This is a genomic window from uncultured Sphaerotilus sp., from assembly GCF_963924895.1.
Taxonomy (GTDB): domain Bacteria; phylum Pseudomonadota; class Gammaproteobacteria; order Burkholderiales; family Burkholderiaceae_C; genus Sphaerotilus.
In genome coordinates, this window is sequence record NZ_CAWURG010000026.1 from 46,843 (window position 1) to 71,982 (window position 25,140).

Genomic DNA, 25,140 nt, shown 5'->3' on the forward strand with positions numbered 1-25,140 from the left:
TTCTCTGTCGCGATTCCGCCATCCCCATGCTTCCGCACCGCAGCATCGCCCCGCTCGATCCCCAGCGCTTTGCGCCGACCGCCGCCCGCCCCGTGCGCGGCAAGTCGCGGCGCCTGGAGGCCGACACCCGTGTCGCGCCCCACAGCCATGCCTGGGCGCAGGTCGCGTTCTCGGCCACTGGCGTCACGCGGGTCACCGCCGACCACAGCACCTACCTCGTGCCGCCCTCGCGCGCGGTGTGGATCCCGCCGCAGGTGGTGCACACCGTCACCGTGGTGCAGGACGCCGACATGCGCACGCTCTACGTCCACCAGCCCGCCGACCGCTGTGGCCCGGACGTGCCGGCCGCGCAAGAAGACGCCTGGCGCCGCTGCCGCGTCATCGAGGTCTCGTCGCTGCTGCGCGAGCTGGTGCAGCAGCTCACCGAACTCGATCCAGACGCTGTGCCGGACGCGGCCGACCAGCTGCGCGAGCGCTGCATCGGCACGCTGGTGCTGGACGAGCTGCGTCGCGCCCAGCCGCTGCCGCTGGGGGTGGCGCTGCCGCAGGACAAGCGGCTGCGGCATCTCTGCGAAGCCGTGCTGGATGCGCCGACCCGCCACGCGACGCTGGACGCCTGGGCGGCAGAGTCCGGGGCCAGTGCGCGCACGGTGGCCCGGCTGTTCCGGGACGAGCTGGGCACCAGCTTCGTGCAGTGGCGCCACCAGGTGCTGCTGGCCCGTGCGCTGGCGCTGGCGGCGCGTGGCAAGCCGATGAGCCACATCGCCGCCGAGCTGGGTTATGCCAGCCCGAGCGCGTTCACCGCGATGGTCACCCGCACCGTGGGCATGGCGCCGAGCCGCTTTTTCGGTGGTGAGGCAGCCGGCGCGACGACGTCAAACCGCGGGTAGCACCAGCCGCACCCGCAGCCCGCCCAGCGCGTCGGAGCGCTCCAGCCGCAGCGTGCCGCCGTGTAACTGCGCCAGATCGAGGACGATCGCCAGCCCGAGCCCCGAGCCCGGCATCTGCTCATCGACCCGGGCGCCGCGGACCAGCACCTTCTCGCGCAGCGCCTCGGCGATGCCCGGCCCGTCGTCTTCGACCGTGATTTGCAGGCAGCGCCGCGGCCCGCCCTCCACTGCGGAGACCTCCACCAGCACCGACGAGCGCGCCCACTTGCAGGCGTTGTCGAGCAGATTGCCGAGCATCTCCTGCAGATCCTGCTCTTCGCCGGCAAACCACAGCGGCACGTCGGCGGTGCGGTCGTCGAAATCCAGATGGCGCCCGGCGTGCACCCGGTCCATCACCTTGACCAGCGGCCCCGCCACCGCGGACACCAGGGTGCGCACACCCGGCACACCGACTGCCGCCGCGGCCCGCGCCCGGGACAGGTGCCAGTTGACCTGCCGCTGCGCCTGCGCCACTTGCTCGTCGACCAGCCGCGCCAGCTCGCCCGGCGCGGTGTCCGAACGCGCCGCCGCGTTGGACAGCACCGCCAGCGGCGTCTTGATCGCGTGGGCCAGGTTGCCCGCCTGCGTGCGGGCGCGCACGACGATCTGGGTGTTCTGGTCGAGCACGCCGTTGAAATCGTCTACCAGCGGCTGCAGCTCGGCCGGGAAATCGCCCTCCAGCCGCTGCAGCCGACCGGCCCGCAGCGCAGACACCGCCGCCTGCAGACTGCGCAGCGGCGCCAGCCCGACAACGACCTGCGCCGCGGCCGCCGCCATCAGCGCCACGGCGAGCACACCCAGCGAGAGCACCAACATGCCGACGAAGGACGACACCGCCTCGTCCAGTTCGCGCGTGTCCTGCGCCACGCTCAGGCGCCAGGATGTGGCGGGCCGGTCGTCCGGGTGCACCACGCGTTCGAGCACCCGCAGCCCCAGACCGTCCGGCCCGGTGATGTCGTGGACGTGGACCTCGCCGTCTGCCAGCACGTCCGCGGGCACCGACAAGGTCGCATCCCACAGCGACCGCGAGCGCAGCAGTGCGGGCACGGTCTGGCCGCCCTGCAGCCCGTCGACCTGCCAGTACAGGCCCGAGTACGGCTTGTTCCAGCGCGCATCGACCAGCTCGGCCGAGAGCACGGGCTGGCCATCGGGGCCAGCCTCCACGCTGGCGGTGAGCTGGTCCAGATGCACCCGCAGGCCGGCCTGGAACTGCCGCGCCACCTGCTCGCGGAACAGGTTCGACAGCACCAGCCCCGCCACCAGCAGCGCCGCACTCACGCCCAGCAGCGTGCCGATGAGCAGCCGCATCCGCAGCGAGGCGCCGAACAGCCGGTTCATGGCCTGGTCACGCCGTCATGCGTTGATGCGGTAGCCCAGGCCGCGCACGGTCTCGATCAGCTCCGCCGGCAGCTTGCGCCGCAGCCGGCCGATGAAGACCTCGATGGTGTTGGACTCGCGGTCGAAATCCTGCGCGTAGAGGTGCTCGATCAGCTCCACGCGCGAGACGATGCGGTTCGGTCGGTGCATCAGGTAGGCGAGCACCTTGTATTCGTGGCTGGTCAGCGTCACGGCCTGTCCGTCCACCGTGACGCGCCCGCTCAGCGTATCGAGCTGCACCGCGCCGCAGCACAGCTGCGCCGAGGCCTGCCCCGCCGCGCGCCGGATCAGCGCCCGCAGCCGTGCCAGCAGCTCTTCCATGTGGAAAGGCTTGGTCAGATAGTCGTCGGCCCCGGCGTCGATGCCGGTCACCTTCTCGTGCCAGTTGTCGCGCGCGGTCAGGATCAGCACCGGCATCCGCCGACCCGCCGCCCGCCAACGCTTCAGCACGGTCAGGCCGTCGATCTCCGGCAGGCCCAGGTCGAGCACCACCGCATCGAAGGCATCGACCTCGCCGCGGTACCAGGCGTCGCGCCCGTCGCGGCTGAGTTCGCTCGTGTAGCCGGCGTCGGCCAGCGCCTGCTGCAGCTGGTCGGCCAGCGTCGCTTCGTCTTCCACCACCAGGATGCGCATCAATCAGTCTCTTTCGCGATCGCGTTCATGGCCGCGCTCGCGGGTGCCAGCGCGCTGGGCGCGGGTCTTCAGCATGGCGCCGGTTCGGGCATCCAGCTTGAGCTTGGTCAGCACACCGCCACGTTGCAGCACCTTGATCTCGTAGATCCAGACCCCGCTGTCCTGCTGCTCCAGCTCGACTTCGAGCACCTCGCCCGGCACCTCGCGCTCCATCCGCGCCAGGATCGTCTTGAGCGGCAGGATCTGGCCCGCCTCGACCGCCTGCCGGGCGCGTTCGTGGTCGTCCCGCTCGCGGGCGATGGACACGGCGGGGCTGGACCAGGCCGCCATCAGCACCACCGCCATTCCCAGCCACTGCAGGGCCCGCTTCGACATTCCGAGATCCTTCTGCGCCGGTCCATCCGGCACTTGCACCCTGGATTGTCCACATCCGAATCTGAACCCCAGGTAAACAGGTGATTCAGACAGCGTACAGCCGCGGTTTTCCAGAATGCAGCCATGCACTCTCACCGCACCCCCTCCGCCCGTCCCCACCTGGTCCGCACCACGCTCACCGCCCTCGCGGCAGCGGCGGCTTCGCTGCTGCTGGCGATGCCGGCCGAAGCGGGTGACACGACGCCCGACGCCCAGCTCCAGCGCTGGACCGTGGCCGCTGGCGCGCCTGCCAGTGCGGAACGTGGGCGCGTGTTCTTCACCAGCAAGCACGGCGGCGAGTGGTCCTGCTCCTCCTGCCACAACGCGCCGCCGACCACCGAAGGCAAACACGCCAGCACCAACAAGCCCATCGCCCCGATGGCGCCCGCCTTCAACGCCAAGGCCTTCACCGACGAAGCCAAGGTGGACAAGTGGTTCCGCCGCAACTGCAAGGACGTCGTGAGCCGCGAGTGCAGCGCCGCCGAAAAGGCCGACGTCCTCGCCTACCTCATCGCCCAGAAGCGCTGAGCCCACTGTTCCCCTCACCGTCATTCCCGCGCAAGCGGGAACCCACCCCATGCGCCCACCCCTCGCCCTGCTCCTGACCACCGCGCTGCTCGCACCGTCCGCATTCGCCGACGACGACCACCACCGTGCCCTGCGCGTGCCCACCCTGCCGCAATACCAGCAGGAATGCGCCGCCTGCCACATGGCCTACCCGCCCGGGATGCTGCCGGCGGCGTCGTGGACGCGCTTGATGGGCGGTCTGGACAAGCACTACGGCACGGATGCCTCGCTCGACGCCGCCTCGGCCAAGCTCATCACCCGCTGGCTCACCGACAACGCCGGCACCGGCCGCCGCGTCAGCGCCACCCCGCCGCCCGAGGACCGCATCACCCGCTCCGCCTGGTTCATCCGGCAGCACGACGAGGTCGGCGCCAGCGTCTGGAAACGCGCCTCGATCAAGAGCGCCTCCAACTGCATGGCCTGCCACGCTGGCGCCGACAAGGGCGATTTTGACGAAGACCGCGTGAGGATCCCGAAATGAACAGCCCGACCCTGAACGCCGCCTCGGCCACCACGACCGCCCCGAGCCGCCGCGTCACCGACGCCCCGACGCGGGTCTTCCACTGGCTGTTCGCGCTCTGCTTCACCGGCGCGTACCTGACCGCCGAGTCCGAGCACTGGCGGCTGGTGCATGTCACGTTGGGCTACACGCTGGCCGGGTTGCTGGCGTTCCGGATCGTGTGGGGGCTGGTGGGTCCGCGGCAGGCACGGCTCGGGCTGCTGCTGCGCAAGCTCTCGGGGCTGAAGCCGTGGCTGGCGAGTGCCCGCGCGGGGCAGTTCAACGGCCGGCAGGCGCAGAACCTGGGCATGGCACTGGCCGTGCTGGCGCTGATGGTGGCCGTCGTGCCGCTGACGCTCAGCGGCTACGCGACCTACAACGAATGGGGTGGCGATCTGGTCGGCGAGGTGCTGGCGGAGGCACACGAACTGTTCGCCAACGGCATGTTGGCGCTGGTGCTGGGCCACATCGGCCTGATCGCGCTGCTGAGCCTGCTGCGCCGGACCAACGCTGCGCGGCCGATGCTCACCGGGCGGATTCCCGGCGCCGGGCCGGATCTGGCCAAGCGCAACCACGGGGTCGTGGCGGCGCTGGTGATCGCGGTGGTGGTCGGGTTCTGGGTCTGGCAGTGGCAGGACTCGCCGCAGGGTGGCGCTGCGGCAGCGGGTGCGCCGGTCAGCGTCGGCAGCGTTGTCGAACTGCTGCGGCGCAGTGGTGACGGCGACTGACGCGCCTCAGCAGAGCAGGATCAACCGCATGGCCGGGTCGTACGCGCCGACCTTGCGGTCGTGCGTGACCAGATGCATTGGTTCGCTGAAGGCGGTTGCGATCAGCAGACGATCGAACGGATCACCGTGGATGTCCGTTTGCAGCAATTCGACCTGGGCCATCACCTCCCCGGTGATCGGAAACTCGCGAAAGCCAGCCTCGGCGAAATCTGCCCGGGCAACGGCAACCGGGGGAAGCAATCCGGGATGCTTGCTGTTCTTGATGGCGATTTCCCACAGGGTCGCGACGCTGACAAAGGCCTCGACATCAGGCGCAGTGAGCAGCGCGTGTGCCCGGCGCGGGAGCCGGTCCGGTTCATAGACCGACCAGAGCGCGATGTGCGTGTCCAGGAGCAGCCGCATCGCCGCGGGTTACCGGCGAGTGGTTGCTGGCAACCCGCTGTCAGGCAGCGTTTCAACGTCGAACTCGGCCGCGATCTCCGCATCCAGTTCGTCCGAAGGCTCTGGAATCCGGAAACGTCCCTTGGCCAGTCCGAGCCGGATGCCGCCAGACGGCTCCAAGGGCACCAGCCGGGCCACGGGTTGCCCGGCCCGGCCGAGGATCAGCACCGATTCATGGGTGTTGCCGACCTGATCGATCAATTGTCCGAAACGCTGCTGGGCGTCGTCGAATGCGATGGCGGGGATGGCAGCAGCAGACATGATCGGATCGACTCCTCGAATGAACCGGCCAGCGAATGTTACGCCGCGGCCTGAGCGCCCACCAGGTAATCCACCTTGCCCAGATCGACGCCGTTGTGGCGCAGCAGCGCGTAGGCGGTGGTGACGTGGAAGAACACGTTCGGCAGCACCCAGTGCTTCAGGTAGTCCTCGCCCTTCATCGTGCGGGTCGAGCCGTCGCGGCCGATGGGGAAGGTGATGTCCTTGCCTTCGGTGCCGTCGATCGCGGTGGGCGGCACGGTGACGAGGAACTCCAGCGTCTTGGCGATGCGTTCCTTCAGTTGGGCGAAGGTGGTTTCGTCGTCGGCGAACTTGGGCGCGTCGACACCGCCAAGGCGGGCCGCGGCCAGCTTCGCGGCGTCGCAGGCGATGCGCACCTGCGAGGCGAACGGCAGCATGTCCGGCGCCAGCCGGGCCTGCACCAGCACGTTCACGTCGAACTTGCGGGCTGCGGCGGACGCTTCGGCCTTGTCCATGCAGTGGCTCAGGTTGCGCAGCATGGTGGTGAAGACGGGCAGGCTGGCGGAGGACATGGAGATGGTCATGCGGGGTTCCTTGGTGGTGAATCGGAATAGTCCATGACGCTAGCAGTTTTTTCGCGTGTATGCAGAGTGCTTCCATCGCGAAACCAGTCATACCATCGATCGCCATGCAACCCAAATCAAGCGCCATCCTCGACTTCTGGTTCGGCCCCCCCACCGACCCCACCCACACTCAATCCAGCCCCCAGTGGTTCCGCAAGGACGCCACCTTCGACGCCGAGATCGCCCGCCGCTTCGGCCCGCTGATCGACGAAGCCCTGTCCGGCGGCCTCCAGGACTGGACCGCCACCCCCACCGGCACGCTCGCGCTGATCCTCGTCCTCGACCAGTTCACCCGCAACACCGGCCGCGACACGCCGCGCGCCTTCGCGGGCGATCCGCGGGCGCTGTCATTGGCGAAATCGCTGGTCGCGTCTGGCGCGGACAGGACGCTGACCGGGGTGCAGCGCCAGTTCGTCTACCTGCCCTTCGAGCACTCGGAGTCGCTCGCCGATCAGGACGAGTCGATCCGCCTGTTCGCGCAGCTGGGCCGGGACGAGCCGGCGCTGGCCGGGCTGCTGGAGTGGGCGGAGCGGCACCGGGTGATCGTGGCGCGCTTCGGGCGCTTCCCGCATCGGAATGCAGCGCTCGGCCGGACGAATACCGCCGAGGAGGCCGGGTTCCTGATGCAACCCGGCTCGGGGTTCTGAGGGTGGGGGGACGGGTGGGTCCTCGCTTTCGCGAGGATGACGACGGTGTGGGTCAGGGGCGCGTGAAGGCGAACTCCAGCTCCGGCGCCAGCCCGCTGAGGATGCGCGCCACGCTCTTGCCCGAGCCGCAGGCGTGGGTCCAGCCGAGCGTGCCGTGGCCGGTGTTGAGGAACAGGTTCGGGACGCGGGACTGGCCAATGATCGGCACGTTGCTGGGTGTCGCGGGGCGCAGGCCGGTCCAGAACTGTGCCTGCGCCGTGTCGCCCGCGCCGGGGAAAAGCTGCTCCGTGCGCCGCACGATCGCCTCGCAGCGCACGCGGTTCAGGTCGCGGCTGTAGCCGTTCAGCTCCGCCGTGCCGGCGATGCGCAGGCGGTCGCCCAGGCGCGAGAAGACGAGCTTGTATTCGTCGTCGGTCAGCGAGACCTGGTGCGCCATCGCCGCGTCCTTCACCGGCATCGTCACCGAGTAGCCCTTGGCCGGGTAGATCGGCAGCCGGATGCCCAGCGGCTGTGCCAGCAGCGGGCTGAAGCTGCCCATGGCCAGGACAAAGGCATCGGCGCGCAGCCGCTGGAACGCTCCGTCGGCGTCCGTCACCTCGACGTGGTCGATCCGGCCGCCCACCGTGCGCAGCGCCATGACGTGGTGCCCCATCAGGAAACGCACGCCGTCCTGCCGGCAGCGCTCGGCCAGCGCGAGCGTGAACTGGCGCGCATCGCCCGACTCGTCCTCCGAGGTGAAGGTCGCCCCGGCCAGCTGCGGCCGGATGTGGCGCAGCGCCGGCTCCAGCCGCACGGCTTCGTCCGCCGAGATCACGCGCCGGTCGCAGCCCAGATCGCGCATCTGCGCCGCGGGGGCTTCGGCGGCGTCGAACTCCTTCTGGCTCGTGTAGAAGTGCAGGATGCCCTGCGTGCGCTGGTCGTATTGCAGGCCGAGGTCGCGCCGCAGTTGCTGCAGCGTGTCGCGGCTGTAGGTGCCCAGGCGGACGATCTGCGCGATGTTGTGGCGGGTGCGGGCCGGCGTGCATTCGCGCAGGAACTGCAGGCCCCAGCGCCACTGCTGCGGATCGGCGCGCAGGCGGAACAGCAGCGGCGCGTCTTCCTTGCCCAGCCACTGCAGCACCTTGAGCGGCGCGGAGGGGTTGGCCCACGGCTCAGCGTGGCTGACGGAGATCTGGCCGCCGTTGGCGAAGCTGGTTTCGGCGGCGGGCGCGGCCTGCCGGTCGATGACGGTGACGTCGTGGCCGAGCTGGCGCAGGAAATAGGCAGACGTGGTGCCGAGCAGGCCGGCACCGAGGACGATGACTTGCATGATGTGGACGCGCTTTCGCGTTTTTCATGCCGCTCCCCCTGTCCTTGGTACCTGAGAGATTCAGCGCCGGGACGGTCCCGGTGCCTTGCTCCTTCGGCGCTTCACAACCCGTGGTGCGGGCCTGAAGTCTCTCCAGACGGCGTGTGTGCTTGCAGTGCGTGGACCTGAGCGTTCATGGGAGTTTGCGCCTTCGGTGACCGGCTCGGGGCCGGTGCTCTCCTGCTGTGAAACGATTCTATCGATCAACCGCTCCCGTCATTCCCGCGAAAGCGGGAACCCACTGGTCGGGTGGGTCCTCGCTTTCGCGAGGATGACGGGGGTGGGTGGGTCATTCTTTCACCAGGAACCGCTCGGCCAGCCGCACCCAGTAGGCGGCGCCCACCGGCAGGTTGGCATCGTTGAAGTCGTAGCCCGGGTTGTGGACCATGCAGGCCGACGCGGCCGTGCTGTCGTCGCCGCCCTGCTCCCCCAGCCCGTTGCCGATCAGCAGGTAGCTGCCCGGCACGCGCTCCAGCATGAACGCGAAATCCTCGCTGCCCGTCAGCGGCGGGCCGTTCAGCGTGACCTTGTCGGGGCCGAGCAGGTCGAGCGCCACCTCGCGGGCGAATGCGGTTTCCGCCGGCGTGTTGACCAGCACCGCGTAGCCGGGACGCCAGTCGATGCGCGCCGTGCAGCCGAAGCTCTCCGCCTGCGCCGCGACCAGCGCCCGCAGCCGCCGCTCCATGGTGGCCCGCACGTCGCGGTCCAGCGCCCGCAGGCTCAGCTCCAGCCGCGCGCTGGCCGGGATCACGTTGTTCGCCTGACCCGCCTGCAGCGCGCCAACTGTCACCACCGCCGCGTGCAGCGGATCGACGTTGCGCGAGACGATGGTCTGCAGCGCCATCACGAGGCTGGCCGCGGCGACGATCGGGTCGGCGGCGCGGTGGGGCATTGCGCCGTGGCCGCCGACGCCTTCGATCGTGATGGTCGCGTAGTCGGAGGACGCCATCGCGGCGCCGTCACGGAAGACAAGGTGGCCTTGGGTGATGCCGGGCATGTTGTGCATGGCGAAGACCGCGTCGCACGGGTAGCGCTCGAACAGCCCGTCCGACATCATCCGCAGGGCGCCGCCGCCACCCTCTTCGGCGGGCTGGAAGACCAGGTGCAGCGTGCCATCGAAGCTGCCGTGCTCGGCGAGGTGGCGCGCGGCGGCCAGCAGCATCGCCGTGTGGCCGTCGTGGCCGCAGGCGTGCATCAGGCCGGGCCGGGTGCTGGCCCATGCGACGCCGGAGGCCTCGTCGATCGGCAGCGCGTCCATGTCCGCGCGCAGCCCGAGCCGCCGCGATCCCGTGCCGCGCACCAGACGACCGACCACGCCCGTGCCACCGACACCGCGTTCGACCGTGTAACCCCAGCCTTCGAGCTTGTCGGCGACGAGTGCGGCGGTGCGGTGCTCCTCGAAGGCAAGTTCGGGGTGCTGGTGTAGGTCGCGGCGCAGGTGGACGAATTCGCCGATCCGGGTGCGCAGTGCGTCGAGCAGGTAGGTCATGGCGTGGCTCGTTCTCGGCCGCGCGTCACTGCGCTTCGAGCTTGATGGCCTTGGCGATGGCGCGGAAGCTGGTGGTCAGCGTCTCGTATTCACGCGCTGCGTCGGCCACCGACAGCGGCGTGGCGACCATCAGCCCCTGCTTTTCCAGCTCGGCCCGCACCACCGGATCGCCCAGCACCGTCGTCAGTGCCTTGTTCAGCGCCTGCACCACCGGCTCCGGCGTGTCCTTCCTGACCAGATAGCCGGTCCAGATGTTGTAGGCGAAGCCCTTGACGCTCTTGCTGTCGTTGATGCTCGGGTAGGCCTTGAGGAACGGCACTTCGACCTTGCCCGCGGGCGCCAGCGTGCCGAGGATCTTCAGCCGCCCCTGGTCGGCCAGACCGGCCGACTGCAGTCCAGTGACCAGCACGGAGATGTCCACCAGATCGCCCCCTATGTCCTGCAGCAGCGGCGCGGCCCCCTTGTACGGGACGTGCACCATCTCTGCCCCGATGGTCTGCGCGAAATGCGCGCCGAGCACGTGGTAGAACGAGCCGTAGCCGACACTGCCGTAGGTGAGTGGCTTGCCCGCTGCGGCTGATTTCCTGGCCAGTGCGACCAGCTCGTCGACGTTGTTCGCTGGCAGTCCCTTGCGGGCGTGGATCGTGATCGGAGAAACGCCGATCATCTGCACGAGGCGAAAGTCTTCCGACTTGAACTTCACCGCCGCGTTGGCCAGCGGTGCGAGGATCAGCTCGTTGGGGGAGCCCTGGAATACGAGGTGTCCGTCCGCAGGCGCTGCCAGCACCTTCTGCGCGGCCAGCGCCCCGCTGACACCGCCGAGGTTCTCGACGATGACCTGCTGGCCGAGCGCCCGGGTCAGCGGCTTCTCGACGATGCGCGCGATCACGTCCGAGAGTCCGCCCGCCGGGTACGGCACCATCAGGTTGACCTGCTTGCTCGGGAAGGTCTGCGCCACCGCGGAGGTGCCGGCCAGGCACAGGCCGGCGAGCAGGAAGATGGCGCGGCGGGGGAAGTTCTTGGGCTGCATGGCGGCTCTCCGGAGGGGACGGTTCGGGATGGGATGCTTCATCGTAGAGCGCCATCATTCAGGCGTCCAATGCATTGTTTTCAGACTTATGATGAGTTGAACTCATAGTTTGAACGCCGAGGCAAGCATGACGCTGGTTCAACTCAAGCACCTGATCGCACTCGCGGAAAGCGGCTCCTTCAGCCGCTCCGCCGAAGCGCTGTTCCTGACGCAGCCAGCGCTCAGCCGCAGCATCCGCGCGCTGGAAGACGAGCTGGATCAGCCGCTGTTCGACCGCATCGGCCGCCACAGCGAGCTGACGCCCTTCGGGCGCGAAGTGCTTGCCCGGGCGCGGCAGGTGGTGCTGGACGCAGACGAGTTGCTCGACAGTGGCCGGCGCATCGGCGCAGGCGAAGCGGGCGTGCTGCGCATCGGCATGGGCTCGGGGCCGGGGGCGATGCTGATGACGCCGCTGTTGATGGCGGTGGCCACGCAGCGGCCGGGCCTGCATGTGGAGGTTTCGCGCGCGACGACGGCGCTGCTGGTGCAGGCGCTGCGCGAACGGACGCTGGATGCGCTGGTGGTGGACGTGCGTTCGATCGTCCCGGCGCCCGATCTGTGCGTAGACACGGTCTCGGAGATGCGCGGCGCGTTTCTCTGCCGGCCGGGGCATCCGCTGGCCGAACAGGTGGCGCGGGATGGCGCAGTGGCGTTTGCCGATGTGCAGCGCTTCCCGATCGCCTCGACGCCGCTGAGCGACGAGGTGGCGCGGGTACTGATGGAGCGCTACGGGCCGGCCGCGCATCCGGCTCAATGCGTCACGCTGCGCTGCGAGGAGATTCCGAGCCTGGTGGCGGTGGCGCTGCGCAGCGACGCGGTGCTGATCGCGATCCGCGCCGCCGGGCCGGAACTGGTCGAGCTGGCGCTGGCGCCCCCACTGCAGGCCAGCGCCCGCTTCGGTCTGGTGACGCTGTCCGCCCGCACACCGGCGCCGGGGCTGGCGCTGGTGCGCGAGTGGATGCGCGCGACCTTGCGGGACGCCGAAGCCGTTCCGGGCTGATCAGTCCAGGCTGATGTTGGCCTTCTTCACCAGCACCTCGTAGACCTTGGACTTGGCCTCGACACCTCGGGTGATCTCCTCGGGCGTCCAGGTGATCGGCTCGAAGGCGAAGGTGTCGAAGCGGGCCTTCAGCTCCGGATCGGCGATGACCTTGGCCACGTCGGCATTGATTTTCGCGCGCAGCGGCGCCGGCAGGCCCTTGGGCGCGACCAGCACGACGAAGGCGTTCACGTCGAAGCCCGCGGGCGCGCCTGCTTCGGCAGCAGTCGGCACATCGGGCAGCTGCGGCAGGCGCCTGGTGGACGCCACCGCCAGATAGCGCAGCTTGCCGGCCTTGTAGGCGCCGGAGCTGGACGGCAGCGTGCCCAGGCTCCACGCCACATCACCCGAGCCGACCGCGGGGAAGAGCTGGCTCACCTCGCGGTAGGGGATGTGCTGCATCCGGATGCCGGTCAGCTCTTCCAGCAATTCGCCGCCGAGGTGGCCGGGGCTGCCCACGCCCCACGAGCCGTAGGTCACCTTGCCCGGCTCGGCCTTGGCGGCAGCGATCAGGTCGCCCATGGTTTTCCACTTCGACTCGGCGCCCACCGCGACCAGGAAGGTGGTGCGGAAAATCGACGCCACCGGCTCGAAGTGCTTCACCGCGTCCGCGCCGCGCTGCTTGTAGAGGTGCGGCACGGCAGAGAGGTGGTCGCTGTCGAGCTGGAGCAGGGTGTAGCCATCGGCCGGCGCGCGCTTGACGGCGTCCATCGCGATGAAGCCGCCGCCGCCGGGGCGGTTCTCGACGATGACACGCTGGTTCCAGAGCTTGCCGAGCTTCTCGGACAGGATGCGCAGCGTGGCGTCCGGGCCGCTGCCGGGCGCGAAGGCGGTGAACAGCGTCACCGGCTTGGAAGGGAACTCGGCCACCGTCTCGGCGCGGGCCGGCAGGTGGGCAAAGGCGGCTGCGCCGATCAGCGCGGCGAGGAAGGTCTGGCGGTTCATCGGTTTGTCTCCGTGGATCTTGCGATCTCGTGGTGTCGTTATGGTCGCGAATTATTCGGCCGCGCCAATGTGCAGCGCAACCTCGCCTACCCCAGCCACCTGCCCGCGGATCTGGTCCCCGGGCAGCACCGCGCCAACGCCTTCCGGGGTGCCGGTGAAGATCAGGTCGCCGGGTTCCAGGTGATAGAACTGCGACAGGTCAGCGATGATTTCGCGGATGTTCCAGATGAGCTTGTCCACGTCCGAGTGCTGCTTCGTCTGGCCGTTGACCGCGAGCGCGATCTCGCCGGACTCGATCACGACACCCGGCATCGGCACGACTTCGCTGCAGACCGATCCCTGCTCGATGTCCTTGCCCAGATCCCAGGGCCGGCCCTTGTCGCGGGCGACGAGCTGCAGGTCGCGGCGCGTCATGTCCAGGCCGCAGGCGTAACCGTAGATGACGTCGTGGGCATTCTCGGCGGCGACACGGAAGCCCGGCTTGCCGATCACGAGCACCAGTTCCATCTCGTAGTGGTAGTTCGACGTGCCGGGTGGGTACGGCACGGTCGCGCCGCTTTCGACCAGCGTCTGCGGTGACTTGGTGAAGTAGAACGGGCGCTCGGCGGCCTTGTCGACCGGGCGGCCCATCTCGACGGCGTGGGCGTGGTAGTTGCGGCCGACGCAGAAGATGCGGTTGATGGGCAAGCGGGCGTCCGAGCCGCGCACGGGCAGGGATTGGACGGCGGGCGGGTTCCAGAGGTAGGTGGTCATCGGGTGGTGTCGGTGTGTGGGGGTGGCGCGTCAGGCGCGGACTTCGTAGACGCCAAGCTTGCGGTGCAGCGGCGCTTCGTCGGCGAGGAAGATGAAGGCGGGCCGGTCGGCGGACCGGTTGCACAGCGTCACGCCGGTGTAGCCGGGCGCGCAGCAGGTGTCGGCTTCGGCGAGCGTGAACGTGCGCGGCGTGGCGGCGTCGATGGCGACGTCGACGCTGCCTTCGATCAGGTGGAAGACACAGGCCGGCGAGCGGGCCGGGAGCTGCAGCGTCTGGCCGGGGCGCAGCATCTGGGCGTAGAAGCCGAGGATGTTCTCGGCGTCTTCGCCGGTCTCGGGGTTGACGTAGGTGATCTGCACCGAGTCGAGGGCGGGCTGGTCCTCGGCCAGGGCTTCGAGCGCGGCGCGGGTGTCGACCCACGGGTAACGCAGCATCGGATAGCGCTTGCCGCTGCGGCCGAAGACCGGGCTGGGCATGACACCGGCGCGGCGGTAGGCCTGCTCGCCGCGGCCGGGCTTGACCTCCTGCCGACCGCCGTTGAGGTGGTAGCTGGCCTCCATGTAGAAGACCAGCGGCAGGTCCAGCACGTCGAGCCAGACGACCGGCGCGTCGCCGTCGTGGCCGTGTTCGTGCCACAGGCCGGTGGGGGTGAGGATCAGGTCGCCGCGCGACATGGGGCATTGTTCGCCGTCCACTGTTGTCCAGGCGCCCTCGCCTTCGACCACCATGCGCACCGCGTTGGGCGTGTGGCGGTGCGACGGCGCCCATTCGCCGGGCAGCAGCAATTGCATCCCGAGGTAGATCGCGGCGCTGGCCTGCATCTTCTCCAGCGTGTGGCCGGGGTTGGCCAGCACCAGCACGCGGCGCTCGGCCTTCTCGATCGGCGTCAGCTCACCGGCCTGCAGCAGCAGCGGCTTGATGTCGGCATAGGCCCAGTGGATGGGCTGGGTCTGGCGTGTCGGCACCTTTGGGGGCAGCACGCCGCGCAGGCTGGGCCACAGCGGCACGAGGTTCTTGTCGCGCAGCGACTGGACGTAGGCGGGGGGCAGGTCTTCGAGGCGGGCGAGCGGGGCGTCGTCCAGGTGCTTGTCCATGCAGTTCTCCAGGTAGTCAGTGCTTGGCCGCGTCCAGGCAGTTGCCGACGTTCCAGCCGTACAACCACTCCATCGCGTCGTAGAAACGCTCGGGCGTGCGGCCGCGCCAGAGGTCGTTGCGCACCAGCCGCTCGACGCCCTTGGCGTGGTAGATGCGGCCCATTTCGCGGCTGGACAGCACGATGCGCGCGGTGCGGGCCACACGGGCGCGCTGGTAGAGGTCGAGCGCCTGCGTCCAGTCGTTGCCGCAGCTGCGCAGGGCCTCGCCGAGCGTCACCGCGTCCTCGATCGCCATGCAGGCGCCCTGGGCCATGTACTGCGTGGTCGGGTGGGCGGCGTCGCCGAGCAGCGTGACACGGCCGTAGCTCCACTGGCCGATCGGCTCGCGGTCGGCGGTGGCCCAGCGTTTCCAGGATTTCGGCAAGTCGATGAGCTGGCGCGCCTGCGGGCAGATGCCCTGGAAGTAGCTCTCCACCTCGGACTTGCTGCCCTCGCGCACGCTCCATTCCTCCTGCTCGCGGCTGTGGAAGGTGACGACGACGTTGTACTGCTCGCCGCCGCGCAGCGGGTAGTGGACGAGGTGGCAGTTCGGGCCGACCCAGATGCTGGCGGCGTTCCACTGCAACTCCGGCGGAAAGTCCGCCTTGTCCACGACCGCGCGGTAGACGACGTGGCCGGTGACCCGCGCCGGATCGCCGACGAACTGCTCGCGCACCACCGACTTGACGCCGTCCGCGCCGATCAGCGCCACGCCGCGGAAGCTGCGGCCGTCCTGCGTGAAGACGGTGACGCCGTCGGCGTCCTGCTCGACGCTGGCCACGCGGGTGGAGGTGTGGAAGTCCACCAGCCCGGTCTCCTGCGCCCCTTCGAGCAGCGAGAGGTGGGCATCGGCGCGGTGGATCACGGCATACGGATTGCCGAAACGGGCGCGGAAGGCCTCGCCGGTGGGGATCTTGCCGACCTGGTATGCGTCGATCGCGTCGTGCATGACCATGAAGTCGGTGTACACCGCCCGACTGCGTGCCCGTGCGCCGACGCCCAGCGCGTCAAAGGCGTGGAAGGCGTTCGGGCCGAGCTGCATCCCGGCGCCGATCTCGCCGATCTCCGGCGACTGCTCCAGCACCGTGACCCGGAAACCCTGGCGCACCAGGGCCAGCGCGGCGGCCAGGCCGCCGATGCCGCCTCCGGCCACCAGCACCACCGGTGCGCTTGTCAGATCCGTGTGGTCTGTCGGGGTGTGCATCAACTTGCTCGTGCTGCTCATGCGTTTGCATCCTGTCAATCAGCATGCATATCATCAGCATGCTGATGATTAGTGTAGTGCTAACATCTTCCGCGATCTAATCCGTGAAAACCCGGGATGCCTACGCCGACGCTCGACCTCTACAGCCTGCCTGGACATGACATCCGTCGCCTGCACCAGATTGCCGTGGCGCTGTTCATGCAGGAGACCGAGCCCTTCGGCGTCACGCCGGTGCAATACGCGGCCTTGCAGGCGGTGCAGAACGCACCCGGCATCGACCAGCGCACGCTGGCACGCACGATCGGTTTCGACACCTCGACGATTGCGGGCGTGATCGATCGGCTGGAGGCGCGGGGCCTGATGCAGCGCAGTGCGTCTGCGCAGGACCGCCGCGTGCGGCTGCTGACGCTGACCGCGGCCGGTCAGCAGCTCGTCGAAAACGTGGTGCCCGCAATGTTGCGGGCGCAGGAACGCATCCTGGATCCGCTGCCCGCGTCGGAGCGGGGCGAGTTCATGCGGATGCTCGCGGTGCTGGTGTCGAGTCGCCAGGAGCCGGACCGGGGCGAGGTTTGACGGTCCGGCCCGCAGGCCTCAGAACTTTTCCCAGTTGTCGCCAGCAGTGGTCACTTCGGCCGGAGCGCGGGTGCGGGCAGCCGGCTGCGCTGGCGCTGCACGCCTGGGCATGGCCGCGATCGTGTGCGGCTTGAGCGCCGGTCTGGCCGGGGCTGGAGGTGCCGACACGTACGCCGGGGACCTGCCCTGCGCCGACAGCTTGAACACCTCCATCGTCTGCACCAGTTGCAGTGCCTGCTCCTTGAGGGTTTCGGCGGCGGCCGCACTTTCTTCGACCATGGCGGCGTTCTGCTGGGTCGTCTGGTCGAGCTGGCTGATGGCCTGCCCGACCTCCTGGATCCCCAGGCTCTGCTCCTGCGTGGCGCTGGTGATCTGGGTGACGATGTCGCTCACACGCTGGATCGAGCCGACGATCTCGCCCATGGTCTTGCCGGCCTGGTCCACCAGGTCGGTACCTTGCGCCACCTGCTCGACGCTGCGGCTGATGAGGGTCTTGATTTCCTTGGCCGCATCGGCACTGCGCTGCGCCAGGCTGCGGACTTCGGAGGCCACCACGGCAAATCCCCGGCCCTGCTCCCCTGCGCGGGCAGCTTCGACCGCGGCGTTGAGCGCCAGGATGTTGGTCTGGAAGGCAATGCCGTCGATCACGCCGATGATGTCGCTGATCTTGCGCGAGCTGGCGTTGATGTTCTGCATCGTGGTGACGACCTTGCCCACCACCTCGCCGCCCTGCATGGCGACGGCCGAGGCGCTGCGGGCCAGTTGATCGGCCTGCTGGGCGTTCTCGGTGTTGGTGCGCACGGTGGAAGCCAGTTCGTCCATGGTCGCCGCGGTCTCTTCCAGCGCGCTGGCCTGTTCTTCGGTCCGCGAGGACAGATCCTGGCTGGCGTGCGCGATCTGCTGGCTGGCGGCGGCCACGCTCTCCGCGTTGTCGCGCACCTTGGTGACCACGCCTTCCAGGCTGGTCTGCATCTGCTGCAAGGCCTGCAGCACCTGGCCGGACTCGTCCAGCGACTGGTGCTCGATCGTGCAGGACAGATCCCCTTCGGCGACCCGGTTCGCTGCTTGAAGCGCTTCGTGCAGCGGTTTGGTGATGGAGCGCATGAGCCACACACCCGCGGCGATGGCCATCACGAGGGCCAGCGCGGCGGCGGCGAGCATGGCGTTGCGCGCAGTGCGGTAGGCCGCATCGCTGGCCTCGACCGCTGATCTGGCGCCCGCCTGATTCAGGTCGATCAGTTGGTCCAGCACCTGGCCCATGGCTTCGAAGGTACGCTGGGACTCGCCCTCCAGCAGGTCCTTGGCCGGGATCTTCTCGTTCTTGCGCGAGAGCGCCAATACCTGGTCATGGAGTTGCTGGTAGTGCTTCCACCGCGCCTCGAAGGTGTCGTGGAGCTTGCGCTCTGCGTCGCTGCTGATGAGGCTGTCGTAAGCGTGGTGCCTGGTCTCCAGTTCCGACTGGACAGTGGCCATCGCCTTTTCGATGGTCGCCATCTGGGCATCGTCGGTATTCAGGACATGCTGGAACTCGACGGCCCGGAAATCAGCGGTGCTGGTGTTCAGCTGGTTAACTGTCGCGACGCTGGGCAACCAGTTGCTCGACACCTCCGCACCCTGCGTGCGCATGACGCCCATCTGCCACAGCGCCATGCCGACGATGGCCAGCATCGCCAGCATCTGCAGTCCAAGTACGCCGCCCAGTCGATGGGAAATCTTGTTCTTCAGTTGTGGCATGGAATTACCTCGTCAGCACTGACCGGGTATCGGCACCGAATCCATTGCCTTGAGTTGCATTTTCATGCATGAAAATCAACAAGCAATCTAATTGATGCACTATCATGCATAAATGACTGCCACCATCACTTCCCCCTTCTCTTCTACCGAACTGCTCCACAACCACCTCGGCGGCCGCTGGACGGCTGGCACTGGTGCGCCCACAGCGCTGTTCGATCCCGTGCTCGGCACCGAACTGGTCCGCGTGGACGCGACCGGCCTGGACCTGCCCGGTGGCTTCGAGCACGCCCGCCGCGTCGGCGGCGCCGCGCTGCGCGCCCTGAGCTACCGCCAGCGCGCCGGGTTGCTCGGCGCCATCGTGCAGGTGCTGCAGGCCAACCGCGACAGCTACTACGCCATCGCCACCGCCAACAGCGGCACGGTGAAGAACGACTCGGCCGTGGACATCGATGGCGCGATCTACACGATCGGCACCTACGCCAAGCTCGGCGACACGCTGGGGGATCGACGCACCCTGCTGGACGGCGACGTGACGCCGCTGGCCAAGGGCGGCGCGTTTGGCAGCCAGCATGTGCAGGTGCCAGTCCAGGGACTCGCGCTCTTCATCAATGCCTTCAACTTCCCGGCGTGGGGCCTGTGGGAGAAGGCGGCACCGGCGCTGCTGTCGGGTGTGCCGGTGGTGGTCAAGCCGGGCACCTCGACCGCATGGCTGACACAGCGCATGGTGCGCGACGTGGTCGACGCGGGCATCCTCCCGCCGGGCGCGCTGAACATCGTCTGCGGCAGTTCGGCCGGACTGCTCGACGCGCTGCGGCCGTTCGATGTGCTGTCGTTCACCGGCTCGGCCGACACCGCGGCGCTGCTGCGGCGCCATCCGGCGGTCGCGGAGCGTTCGGTGCGCGTGAACATCGAGGCGGACAGCGTCAACTCGGCCGTGCTGATGCCGGGGGCGGCGCCGGGCAGCCCAGCTTTCGATCTGCTGGTGAAGGAAGTTGTCCGCGAGATGACGGTGAAATCGGGCCAGAAGTGCACTGCCATCCGCCGCATCTTCGTGCCCGAGGCGCTCTATGACGCGGCAGCCGAGGCGATCGGTGCGCGCCTGGCGAAGACCACCGTGGGCAATCCGCGCAATGACGCCGTGCGCATGGGCTCGCTGGTCAGCCGCGCCCAGCTGCGCAGCGTGCAGGACGGGCTGGCCGCCTTGCAGTCCCACACCGACACCCTGTTCGACGGCCGAAAGTCCGCGCTGATCGACGCCGATCCGGCCATCGCCGCGTGCATCGCCCCGGTGCTGCTCGGCACGCGGGAGGCCGATGGCAACGCGGTCGTTCACACCACCGAGGTGTTCGGCCCGGTCGCCACGCTGCTGCCTTACCGGGACGCGGCGCACGTCCGGTCGCTGGTCGCGCGTGGAGAGGGCTCGCTCGTCTGCTCGCTGTACGGTGAAGACGGCGCCGAGTCGGCGACCACGCTGGCCGACACCGCGCTGGACCTCGCTGCCAGCCACGGCCGCGTCCACGTCATCACGCCCGAAGTCGCCACACTGCAGAGCGGCCACGGCAACGTGATGCCGCAGTCCCTGCACGGCGGCCCCGGTCGCGCCGGCGGTGGCGAGGAACTGGGCGGTCTGCGGGCGCTGAATTTTTACCACCGGCGTGCTGCAGTGCAGGCCAGTGCGGCGGTACTGGGCGGCGTGCAGGCCATGCGCTGAGCCACAATCGGCGCCTTGTCCAGGTGCCCCAGGAGCCTTTGATGCCCTTTCTCCCTCGCCATCGGATTGCCGTTGTAGTCGCTATCGCTGCACTGACTGGTGCAGCCGCATTGCCGGTGCATGCGGCCAGCACAGCGGCGTCGTCCGCGTCCGACAGCGCGTCGAGTGCGGTCGGCAGCCTGTCCACGTCGATCGGCAAGTCCAGCAACAGCTCGTCGCCTGGTCACGATGTGGCGGACGGCGACTACCGCGTCATCGACATTGCCGAGGCCTCGGACCGCCCGGGGCTGGTGCGCCTGACGCTCCAGGGCGTGACCACGCAGGAGGCCGCCGAGTTCGCGCTCTACCTGCCGCGCCCGGCGTTCGAGCAAGCCCGATTGGCCACCGGCCAGCAGGTGCGCACCCGCCAGAAGCCCTACGGCATCGAGTTCGCCCGCACCGACACACGCGAGCCGTTTTTCCTGGCGCTGCACGACGAGTGGTACCGCGAGCTGGCGTCGCATCCCGTGACGCTGTGAGGCGCGCTGCCGGCCGGGCGCTGCTCGGCCTGCTCGCTGCGGCTCCGTTCCATGCACAGGCCGAACTGCCGCGCCTGTGCGACCGCCCCACCACCCTCACCGCCGCACAGCAGGACCGCCTTCTGCGCGTCAGCGCCATCGTCAAGGCGGAACTCGCCCGCAGCGGGCAGCGGGTGGCGCTGGTCTCGCGCTCCGGTCTGAACCTTGACCGCCTCGGCCTGCGCCATTCCCACGCCGGCTTCACGCTGCGCGAAAGCGCCAACGGCCCGTGGTCGGTGCGCCAGCTCTACTACGCCTGTGACGAGGGCCGACCACGCCTGTTCGACCAGGGCCTGTCGGGCTTCCTGTTCGGCACGGACGACCCGGGCCGCGGCGCGCTGTCGCTGGTCTTCCTGCCGCTGGACGATGCCGAGGCGCTGGAGCGGACCGTGCAAGACACCCGGCAGGCGCTGGCGCTGCTCGGCACGACCTACAGCGCCAATGCCTACGCCTGGGGACAGCGTTACCAGAACTGCAACCAGTGGGCAGTCGAGCTGTTCGCCACCGCCCGCGGCGGACTCGTGGACGCCGACCGCACGGCGGCGCAGCAATGGCTGCAAGCGCAGGGGTATGCGCCGAGCGTCCTGGACCTCGGCTTCGCCCCGCTGCTCTGGCTCAGCGCCTTCAGCCCCTGGCTGCACAACGACGACCACCCCGCGGACGACCTGCAGCACGCCCGCTACCGGGTCAGCATGCCCGCGTCGATCGAGGCCTTCGTGCAGGCCACGGTCCCGGGCGCCCGCCGGGTCGAGGTCTGCCACGCCGGGCCGCGGGTGGTCATCCACAGCGGCTGGACACCCATCGGCGCCGACTGCGAGCCGGGCGAAGGCGACACGGTCCTGGCGCTGGATTGAGCCAGCACGCCTGACGCCTGCGTGACGCAGGTCAAGGTTGGTACCCGCCAGAATCGGTCGGACCAGCCCGACGCCGGAGAGTCCGCATGTCCCACAGCCCCGCACACCGCACCGCCCACCGCATCTGCCCGCTGTGCGAGGCCTGCTGCGGACTGGTCCTCGACATCGCCCGTGACGCGCAGGGGGTCGAGCACGTCGCCACCGTCCGCGGGGACGAGGCCGATCCCTTCAGCCGCGGCTACCTCTGCCCGAAAGCCATCGCGCTGAAAGACCTGCACGACGACCCGGACCGTCTGCGCCAGCCGCTGATCCGCCGCGACGGCCAGCATGTCCCGGTGGGCTGGGACGAAGCCTTCGCTGAAATCGCCCGCGGACTCGCTGACGTGCAGGTGCGCCACGGCCGCGGCGCCGTGGGCATCACGCTGGGCAATCCAATCGTGCACAAGTTCGGGCTGGGGCTGACGGTGCCGACGCTGGTGAAATCGCTGGGCACGAAACACGTCTACTCGGCCTCCACGCTCGACCAGATGCCGCGGCAGCTCGCCTGCGGGCTGCTGTACGGCCACTGGTTCAGCGTGCCGGTGCCCGACATCGACCGCACGGACTGGCTGCTGGTGATCGGCGCCAACCCGATGGCGAGCAACGGCAGCATGTGGACGGTGCCGGATTTCCGCGGCCGGGCCAAGGCGCTGCGCCAGCGTGGCGGGCGGCTGGTGGTCATCGATCCGCGGCGCACGGAAACCGCCAAGGTGGCCGACGAGCACCTGCCGATCCGCCCCGGCGCGGACGTGTTCCTGCTCGCCGCGATGGCGCACACGCTGTTCGAGGAAGGCCTGGTACGGCTGGGTGCGGCGGCCACCGTCGTGGGTGCGGCCGATGTCGAAGCCGTCCGGCAGGCGGTGGCGCCCTTCACGCCGGAAGCGGTGACCGAGCGCTGCGCCATCCCCGCCGAGGCGATCCGCCGGCTGGCGCGCGAACTGGCCGCTGCGCCGCGGGCCGCTGTCTATGGCCGCATCGGCACCAACGGACAGACCTTCGGCACGCTGTCGGCATGGTTGATCGACGTGCTCAACGTGCTGACCGGTCGGCTCGATGCCGAGGGCGGCGTGATGTTCCCGAAGGCCGCAGCGCTCGCCGCCAACACCATGGGCAAGCCCGGCGTCGGCCGTGGCGTCACCACCGGGCGCCACCACAGCCGGGTGAGCGGCGCGCCCGAGGTGCTGGGCGAGTGGCCGATCACCTGCCTCGCCGAAGAAATCGAGACCCCCGCCACCTCGCCCGACCAGCCCGCCGTGAAGGCGCTGATCACGGTCGCCTCCAACCCGGTGCTGTCCGCGCCCGGCAGCCCGCGGCTCGCGGCGGCGCTGGACACGCTCGACTTCATGGTCAGCGTGGACATCTACCTGAACGAGACGACCCGCCACGCCCACGTCATCCTGCCCGGCCGCTCGCCGCTGGAGGACGGGCATTTCGACGTCGCCTTCGGGCAGCTCTCGCTGCGCAACCACGCGCGCTACAGCCCGCCGGTCGGGCTGGCCGACTCGGGGCAGCCGGCGGAGTGGGAGATCCTGCTGCGCCTGAGCGAAATCGCGCAGGGTCGCGGGCCGGACGGCGTGGTCGATGTGGCCGCGCTGGACGACCGGCTGGCGCGGCAGGAAGCCGAGCGTTTTGCGGGTGACCGGGCGGACGCAGCCTTCGCCGACGCTTCGCGCTGGCGCGGACCGGAACGGCGGCTGGACCTGGCCTTGCGCGCCGGGCCGCATGGCGACGATTTCGGCCGCAAGCCGGGCGGCGTGCGGCTGGCGGCGCTGCTGGACGCGCCGTCTGGCGTCGACCTCGGCGCGCTGGCCCCGCGCCTGCCGGAAGTGCTGCGCACGCCGAGCGGCCGGGTCGACCTGGCCCCGCCGATGCTGCTCGGCGATCTGCCCCGCGCGCTGGCGGCGCTGCACGAACCCGCGCCGCCGCTGGTCATCATCGGCCGGCGCGACGTCCGCTCGAACAACTCGTGGATGCACAACCTGCCGACGCTGGCGAAGGGGCCATTCCGCGGCGCCGCGCAACTGCATCCGACCGATGCACAGCGGCTCGGGCTGGCGGATGGCGCCGCGGCCCGCATCCGGTTGGCGGACGATGCGGGGCGGGCCGATCGGCACATCACCGTGCAGATCCATGTCGATGACAGCGTGATGCCGGGCGTTGTCTGTCTGCCGCATGGCTGGGGGCATGACCTGCCGGGCACCCGGCTGAGCGTCGCGGCCGAGCGGCCGGGCGCCAATCTGAACGCAGTGCTGGACGAGCGTTTGCGGGATCCGCTGTCGGGTAATGCGGTGCTGTCAGGGGTGGCGGTTCAGGTGACGGCGGCGCGCTGATGGAAACGGGCCTCCCGCCATTCGCCGGATTCGAGCACCTGCAGCAGCTGTTCGACCGCGTCCCAGACATCGACGAAGCGCAGGGTCAGCGGCGTGAACCCGAAGCGCAGGATGCCTGGCGCGCGGTAGTCGCCGACCACGCCGCGGGCGATCAGCGCCTGCACGATGGCGTAGGCGCCCTCCTCGCGGTGCAGGCTCACCTGGCTGCCGCGCAATGCTTGATCAGCGGGTGTCTGCACTGACAGGCCATGGCCCGCGCAGCGTTGCGCCACCAGCGCGATGAACAACTCCGTCATCGCCAGTGACTTGGCGCGCACCGAGGCCATGCCGCCGAGCGCCTCAGCGGCGAGCACCGTGTCCAAGCCGCAATCCAGCGCGGCCAGCGCGATCGGGGACGGCGTCCCGCACAGGAAGGCTTTCACCCCGGCCGCTGGCCGATAGCCCGGCGTGAACTCGAACGGCGCCGCGTGGCCCATCCAGCCCGACAGCGGCTGCCACACCGCCTGTGCCAGATGCCGCGGATGCACCCACAGGAAGGCCGGCGCGCCGGGGCCGCCGTTGAGGTACTTGTAGCCACAGCCGATCGCAAAATCGGCATCGCAGCCCTTCAGGTCGACCGGCACCGCGCCCGCCGAGTGCGCCAGATCCCAGACCACCAGCGCGCCCGCCGCGTGGGCGGCAGCAGTCAGTTCGGCCATCGGGTGCATCCGGCCGGTGCGGTAGTGGACGTGGGTGAGCAGCAGCACGGCGAGTTCGTCGCCCGCTGTGCCAGTGAGTTGCGCGGCGATCTCGCCGGTCTCGACCAGCCGCAGCGTGAAGCCGTGCTGTCGGGCGAGGCTTTCGGCGATGTAGAGGTCGGTCGGGAAGTTGTCGCGCTCGGAGACGATGACGCGGCGTCGGGCGTCCGTGTCTGCCGCCTGCACGCTGGCCAGCGCCACGCTGAGCACCTTGTAGAGGTTGACCGAGGTCGAATCGGTGGCGATCACCTCGCCGGGCGCGGCGCCGATCAGCCGGGCGATCTTGTCGCCGACGCGCTGCGGGGCGTCGATCCAGCCGGCCTTGTTCCAGCTCTGGATCAGGTCCTGGCCCCATTCGCGGCGGATCACGTCCTGCACACGGCCCGCGGTGGCGCATGGCAGCACGCCGAGCGAGTTCCCGTCGAGATAGATGAGGCCGGGTGGCAGGTCGAACTGTTCGCGCAGCGGCGCGAGTGCGTCGGCGGCGTCCAGCGCGGCGCAGGTGTCGCGGGTCACGGCAGCCATG

At 69.5% G+C, this 25,140-nt stretch carries 26 protein-coding genes and 1 riboswitch; of the genes, 11 read left to right on the forward strand and 15 right to left on the reverse strand.

All coding sequences use genetic code 11. The features are described 5' to 3' along the window. Positions 1–26: 26 nt before the first annotated feature. Entirely contained in the window at positions 27–890 is an 864-nt protein-coding gene (locus tag AABN02_RS10875) for a helix-turn-helix transcriptional regulator (protein WP_338414953.1), read from the forward strand. On the opposite strand, the gene AABN02_RS10880 is transcribed toward AABN02_RS10875, so the two are convergent. From AABN02_RS10880 to AABN02_RS10890, 3 genes are read right to left on the reverse strand one after another with little or no spacing between them, the layout of a single operon-like run. Continuing rightward, entirely contained in the window at positions 876–2,267 is a 1,392-nt protein-coding gene (locus AABN02_RS10880) for a sensor histidine kinase (RefSeq protein ID WP_338414954.1), read from the reverse strand. The two genes, AABN02_RS10875 and AABN02_RS10880, sit on opposite strands and share 15 nt — an antisense overlap. 15 nt (positions 2,268–2,282) lie before the next feature. After that, positions 2,283–2,939 carry a response regulator transcription factor gene (locus AABN02_RS10885; RefSeq protein WP_338414955.1) on the reverse strand — a complete coding sequence of 219 codons (657 nt, stop codon included), beginning with the start codon at positions 2,937–2,939 and terminating at the stop codon, positions 2,283–2,285. A 3-nt stretch (positions 2,940–2,942) separates the two neighbouring features. Beyond that, on the reverse strand, positions 2,943–3,314 hold the full coding sequence (locus AABN02_RS10890; protein WP_338414956.1) for a PepSY domain-containing protein: 372 nt from the start codon (positions 3,312–3,314) through the stop codon (positions 2,943–2,945). A 216-nt stretch (positions 3,315–3,530) separates the two neighbouring features. Between AABN02_RS10890 and AABN02_RS10895 the strand changes: the two genes are divergently transcribed. Genes AABN02_RS10895 through AABN02_RS10905 form a run of 3 tightly spaced genes read left to right on the forward strand, consistent with a single transcriptional unit; the run spans position 3,531 to position 5,147 of the window. Next, on the forward strand, positions 3,531–3,881 hold the full coding sequence (locus tag AABN02_RS10895; RefSeq protein ID WP_338415070.1) for a DUF1924 domain-containing protein: 351 nt from the start codon (positions 3,531–3,533) through the stop codon (positions 3,879–3,881). 49 nt (positions 3,882–3,930) lie between these two features. Beyond that, positions 3,931–4,401 carry a diheme cytochrome c gene (locus AABN02_RS10900; protein WP_338414957.1) on the forward strand — a complete coding sequence of 157 codons (471 nt, stop codon included), beginning with the start codon at positions 3,931–3,933 and terminating at the stop codon, positions 4,399–4,401. Continuing rightward, positions 4,398–5,147 (forward strand): cytochrome b/b6 domain-containing protein, encoded by a 750-nt coding sequence (locus AABN02_RS10905; protein WP_338414958.1) that lies wholly within the window; start codon positions 4,398–4,400, stop codon positions 5,145–5,147. The genes AABN02_RS10900 and AABN02_RS10905 overlap by 4 nt, the downstream gene beginning before the upstream one ends. A 6-nt stretch (positions 5,148–5,153) precedes the next feature. Here AABN02_RS10905 and AABN02_RS10910 read toward each other — a convergent pair whose 3' ends face one another. From AABN02_RS10910 to AABN02_RS10920, 3 genes are read right to left on the reverse strand one after another with little or no spacing between them, the layout of a single operon-like run. Beyond that, positions 5,154–5,549 carry a type II toxin-antitoxin system VapC family toxin gene (locus AABN02_RS10910; protein WP_338414959.1) on the reverse strand — a complete coding sequence of 132 codons (396 nt, stop codon included), beginning with the start codon at positions 5,547–5,549 and terminating at the stop codon, positions 5,154–5,156. Positions 5,550–5,558: 9 nt separating this feature from the next. Beyond that, positions 5,559–5,849 carry a type II toxin-antitoxin system Phd/YefM family antitoxin gene (locus AABN02_RS10915; RefSeq protein ID WP_338414960.1) on the reverse strand — a complete coding sequence of 97 codons (291 nt, stop codon included), beginning with the start codon at positions 5,847–5,849 and terminating at the stop codon, positions 5,559–5,561. Between the two features lie 38 nt (positions 5,850–5,887). Further along, complete coding sequence (locus tag AABN02_RS10920; protein WP_338414961.1) at positions 5,888–6,412, reverse strand: DUF1993 domain-containing protein; 525 nt, start codon at positions 6,410–6,412, stop codon at positions 5,888–5,890. A 104-nt stretch (positions 6,413–6,516) separates the two neighbouring features. On the opposite strand from AABN02_RS10920, the gene AABN02_RS10925 reads away from it, so the two are divergent. Continuing rightward, positions 6,517–7,098: a DUF924 family protein gene (locus AABN02_RS10925; protein ID WP_338414962.1), complete on the forward strand. Its 582-nt coding sequence runs from the start codon at positions 6,517–6,519 to the stop codon at positions 7,096–7,098. A 52-nt stretch (positions 7,099–7,150) separates the two neighbouring features. Here AABN02_RS10925 and AABN02_RS10930 read toward each other — a convergent pair whose 3' ends face one another. From AABN02_RS10930 to AABN02_RS10940, 3 genes are all read right to left on the reverse strand, one after another. Then, positions 7,151–8,407, reverse strand: coding sequence for a D-amino acid dehydrogenase (locus AABN02_RS10930; protein ID WP_338414963.1), 1,257 nt, complete (start codon positions 8,405–8,407; stop codon positions 7,151–7,153). A gap of 28 nt (positions 8,408–8,435) precedes the next feature. After that, positions 8,436–8,553: riboswitch (glycine riboswitch) on the reverse strand. Between the two features lie 182 nt (positions 8,554–8,735). Continuing rightward, entirely contained in the window at positions 8,736–9,935 is a 1,200-nt protein-coding gene (locus AABN02_RS10935) for a M20 aminoacylase family protein (protein WP_338414964.1), read from the reverse strand. A gap of 25 nt (positions 9,936–9,960) precedes the next feature. Next, entirely contained in the window at positions 9,961–10,965 is a 1,005-nt protein-coding gene (locus tag AABN02_RS10940) for a tripartite tricarboxylate transporter substrate binding protein (protein WP_338414965.1), read from the reverse strand. A gap of 127 nt (positions 10,966–11,092) precedes the next feature. On the opposite strand from AABN02_RS10940, the gene AABN02_RS10945 reads away from it, so the two are divergent. Beyond that, on the forward strand, positions 11,093–12,004 hold the full coding sequence (locus AABN02_RS10945; RefSeq protein WP_338414966.1) for a LysR family transcriptional regulator: 912 nt from the start codon (positions 11,093–11,095) through the stop codon (positions 12,002–12,004). On the opposite strand, the gene AABN02_RS10950 is transcribed toward AABN02_RS10945, so the two are convergent. From AABN02_RS10950 to AABN02_RS10965, 4 genes are read right to left on the reverse strand one after another with little or no spacing between them, the layout of a single operon-like run. Beyond that, positions 12,005–12,988, reverse strand: a complete 984-nt coding sequence (locus AABN02_RS10950) for a tripartite tricarboxylate transporter substrate binding protein (RefSeq protein WP_338414967.1) — start codon at positions 12,986–12,988, stop codon at positions 12,005–12,007. It abuts the gene before it with no gap. 51 nt (positions 12,989–13,039) lie between these two features. Then, complete coding sequence (locus AABN02_RS10955; protein WP_338414968.1) at positions 13,040–13,741, reverse strand: fumarylacetoacetate hydrolase family protein; 702 nt, start codon at positions 13,739–13,741, stop codon at positions 13,040–13,042. 30 nt (positions 13,742–13,771) lie between these two features. Beyond that, on the reverse strand, positions 13,772–14,836 hold the full coding sequence (locus AABN02_RS10960; RefSeq protein ID WP_338414969.1) for a cupin domain-containing protein: 1,065 nt from the start codon (positions 14,834–14,836) through the stop codon (positions 13,772–13,774). A gap of 16 nt (positions 14,837–14,852) precedes the next feature. Further along, on the reverse strand, positions 14,853–16,079 hold the full coding sequence (locus AABN02_RS10965) for a 3-hydroxybenzoate 6-monooxygenase (RefSeq protein ID WP_338415071.1): 1,227 nt from the start codon (positions 16,077–16,079) through the stop codon (positions 14,853–14,855). A 117-nt stretch (positions 16,080–16,196) separates the two neighbouring features. Between AABN02_RS10965 and AABN02_RS10970 the strand changes: the two genes are divergently transcribed. Next, positions 16,197–16,652 (forward strand): MarR family transcriptional regulator, encoded by a 456-nt coding sequence (locus AABN02_RS10970; RefSeq protein ID WP_338414970.1) that lies wholly within the window; start codon positions 16,197–16,199, stop codon positions 16,650–16,652. Positions 16,653–16,670: 18 nt separating this feature from the next. On the opposite strand, the gene AABN02_RS10975 is transcribed toward AABN02_RS10970, so the two are convergent. Further along, positions 16,671–18,386 (reverse strand): methyl-accepting chemotaxis protein, encoded by a 1,716-nt coding sequence (locus AABN02_RS10975; protein ID WP_338414971.1) that lies wholly within the window; start codon positions 18,384–18,386, stop codon positions 16,671–16,673. A 112-nt stretch (positions 18,387–18,498) separates the two neighbouring features. Between AABN02_RS10975 and AABN02_RS10980 the strand changes: the two genes are divergently transcribed. The 4 genes from AABN02_RS10980 (at position 18,499) to AABN02_RS10995 (ending at position 23,877) form a co-directional block, all read left to right on the forward strand. Then, positions 18,499–20,097: a 3,4-dehydroadipyl-CoA semialdehyde dehydrogenase gene (locus AABN02_RS10980; RefSeq protein WP_338414972.1), complete on the forward strand. Its 1,599-nt coding sequence runs from the start codon at positions 18,499–18,501 to the stop codon at positions 20,095–20,097. 41 nt (positions 20,098–20,138) lie between these two features. Further along, a complete protein-coding gene (locus AABN02_RS10985; RefSeq protein ID WP_338414973.1) occupies positions 20,139–20,615 on the forward strand; it encodes a hypothetical protein in 477 nt (158 codons plus the stop codon). After that, positions 20,612–21,508, forward strand: coding sequence for a DUF2145 domain-containing protein (locus tag AABN02_RS10990; protein WP_338414974.1), 897 nt, complete (start codon positions 20,612–20,614; stop codon positions 21,506–21,508). The genes AABN02_RS10985 and AABN02_RS10990 overlap by 4 nt, the downstream gene beginning before the upstream one ends. A gap of 86 nt (positions 21,509–21,594) precedes the next feature. Beyond that, the gene (locus AABN02_RS10995; RefSeq protein WP_338414975.1) at positions 21,595–23,877 is read left to right on the forward strand and encodes a molybdopterin-dependent oxidoreductase; all 2,283 of its coding nucleotides are present in this window, start codon (positions 21,595–21,597) and stop codon (positions 23,875–23,877) included. On the opposite strand, the gene kynU is transcribed toward AABN02_RS10995, so the two are convergent. Then, entirely contained in the window at positions 23,856–25,139 is a 1,284-nt protein-coding gene (gene kynU, locus AABN02_RS11000) for a kynureninase (RefSeq protein ID WP_338414976.1), read from the reverse strand. The genes AABN02_RS10995 and kynU overlap by 22 nt on opposite strands. Between the last annotated feature and the right edge of the window lies 1 nt (position 25,140).

Excerpts from the sequence above, each read along its gene's own strand:
- AABN02_RS10960 (WP_338414969.1), bottom strand. The coding sequence starts at position 14,836 with ATGGACAAGCACCTGGACGACGCCCCGCTCGCCCGCCTCGAAGACCTG.
- AABN02_RS10900 (WP_338414957.1), top strand. The coding sequence starts at position 3,931 with ATGCGCCCACCCCTCGCCCTGCTCCTGACCACCGCGCTGCTCGCACCG.
- AABN02_RS10965 (WP_338415071.1), bottom strand. The coding sequence starts at position 16,079 with ATGCACACCCCGACAGACCACACGGATCTGACAAGCGCACCGGTGGTG.
- AABN02_RS10915 (WP_338414960.1), bottom strand. The coding sequence starts at position 5,849 with ATGTCTGCTGCTGCCATCCCCGCCATCGCATTCGACGACGCCCAGCAG.
- AABN02_RS10950 (WP_338414967.1), bottom strand. The coding sequence starts at position 12,988 with ATGAACCGCCAGACCTTCCTCGCCGCGCTGATCGGCGCAGCCGCCTTT.
- AABN02_RS10985 (WP_338414973.1), top strand. The coding sequence starts at position 20,139 with ATGCCCTTTCTCCCTCGCCATCGGATTGCCGTTGTAGTCGCTATCGCT.
- AABN02_RS10885 (WP_338414955.1), bottom strand. The coding sequence starts at position 2,939 with ATGCGCATCCTGGTGGTGGAAGACGAAGCGACGCTGGCCGACCAGCTG.
- AABN02_RS10890 (WP_338414956.1), bottom strand. The coding sequence starts at position 3,314 with ATGTCGAAGCGGGCCCTGCAGTGGCTGGGAATGGCGGTGGTGCTGATG.
- AABN02_RS10955 (WP_338414968.1), bottom strand. The coding sequence starts at position 13,741 with ATGACCACCTACCTCTGGAACCCGCCCGCCGTCCAATCCCTGCCCGTG.
- AABN02_RS10930 (WP_338414963.1), bottom strand. The coding sequence starts at position 8,407 with ATGCAAGTCATCGTCCTCGGTGCCGGCCTGCTCGGCACCACGTCTGCC.
- AABN02_RS10970 (WP_338414970.1), top strand. The coding sequence starts at position 16,197 with ATGCCTACGCCGACGCTCGACCTCTACAGCCTGCCTGGACATGACATC.
- AABN02_RS10925 (WP_338414962.1), top strand. The coding sequence starts at position 6,517 with ATGCAACCCAAATCAAGCGCCATCCTCGACTTCTGGTTCGGCCCCCCC.
- kynU (WP_338414976.1), bottom strand. The coding sequence starts at position 25,139 with ATGGCTGCCGTGACCCGCGACACCTGCGCCGCGCTGGACGCCGCCGAC.
- AABN02_RS10880 (WP_338414954.1), bottom strand. The coding sequence starts at position 2,267 with ATGAACCGGCTGTTCGGCGCCTCGCTGCGGATGCGGCTGCTCATCGGC.
- AABN02_RS10995 (WP_338414975.1), top strand. The coding sequence starts at position 21,595 with ATGTCCCACAGCCCCGCACACCGCACCGCCCACCGCATCTGCCCGCTG.
- AABN02_RS10920 (WP_338414961.1), bottom strand. The coding sequence starts at position 6,412 with ATGACCATCTCCATGTCCTCCGCCAGCCTGCCCGTCTTCACCACCATG.
- AABN02_RS10940 (WP_338414965.1), bottom strand. The coding sequence starts at position 10,965 with ATGCAGCCCAAGAACTTCCCCCGCCGCGCCATCTTCCTGCTCGCCGGC.
- AABN02_RS10945 (WP_338414966.1), top strand. The coding sequence starts at position 11,093 with ATGACGCTGGTTCAACTCAAGCACCTGATCGCACTCGCGGAAAGCGGC.
- AABN02_RS10975 (WP_338414971.1), bottom strand. The coding sequence starts at position 18,386 with ATGCCACAACTGAAGAACAAGATTTCCCATCGACTGGGCGGCGTACTT.
- AABN02_RS10895 (WP_338415070.1), top strand. The coding sequence starts at position 3,531 with ATGCCGGCCGAAGCGGGTGACACGACGCCCGACGCCCAGCTCCAGCGC.
- AABN02_RS10875 (WP_338414953.1), top strand. The coding sequence starts at position 27 with ATGCTTCCGCACCGCAGCATCGCCCCGCTCGATCCCCAGCGCTTTGCG.
- AABN02_RS10935 (WP_338414964.1), bottom strand. The coding sequence starts at position 9,935 with ATGACCTACCTGCTCGACGCACTGCGCACCCGGATCGGCGAATTCGTC.
- AABN02_RS10905 (WP_338414958.1), top strand. The coding sequence starts at position 4,398 with ATGAACAGCCCGACCCTGAACGCCGCCTCGGCCACCACGACCGCCCCG.
- AABN02_RS10980 (WP_338414972.1), top strand. The coding sequence starts at position 18,499 with ATGACTGCCACCATCACTTCCCCCTTCTCTTCTACCGAACTGCTCCAC.
- AABN02_RS10910 (WP_338414959.1), bottom strand. The coding sequence starts at position 5,549 with ATGCGGCTGCTCCTGGACACGCACATCGCGCTCTGGTCGGTCTATGAA.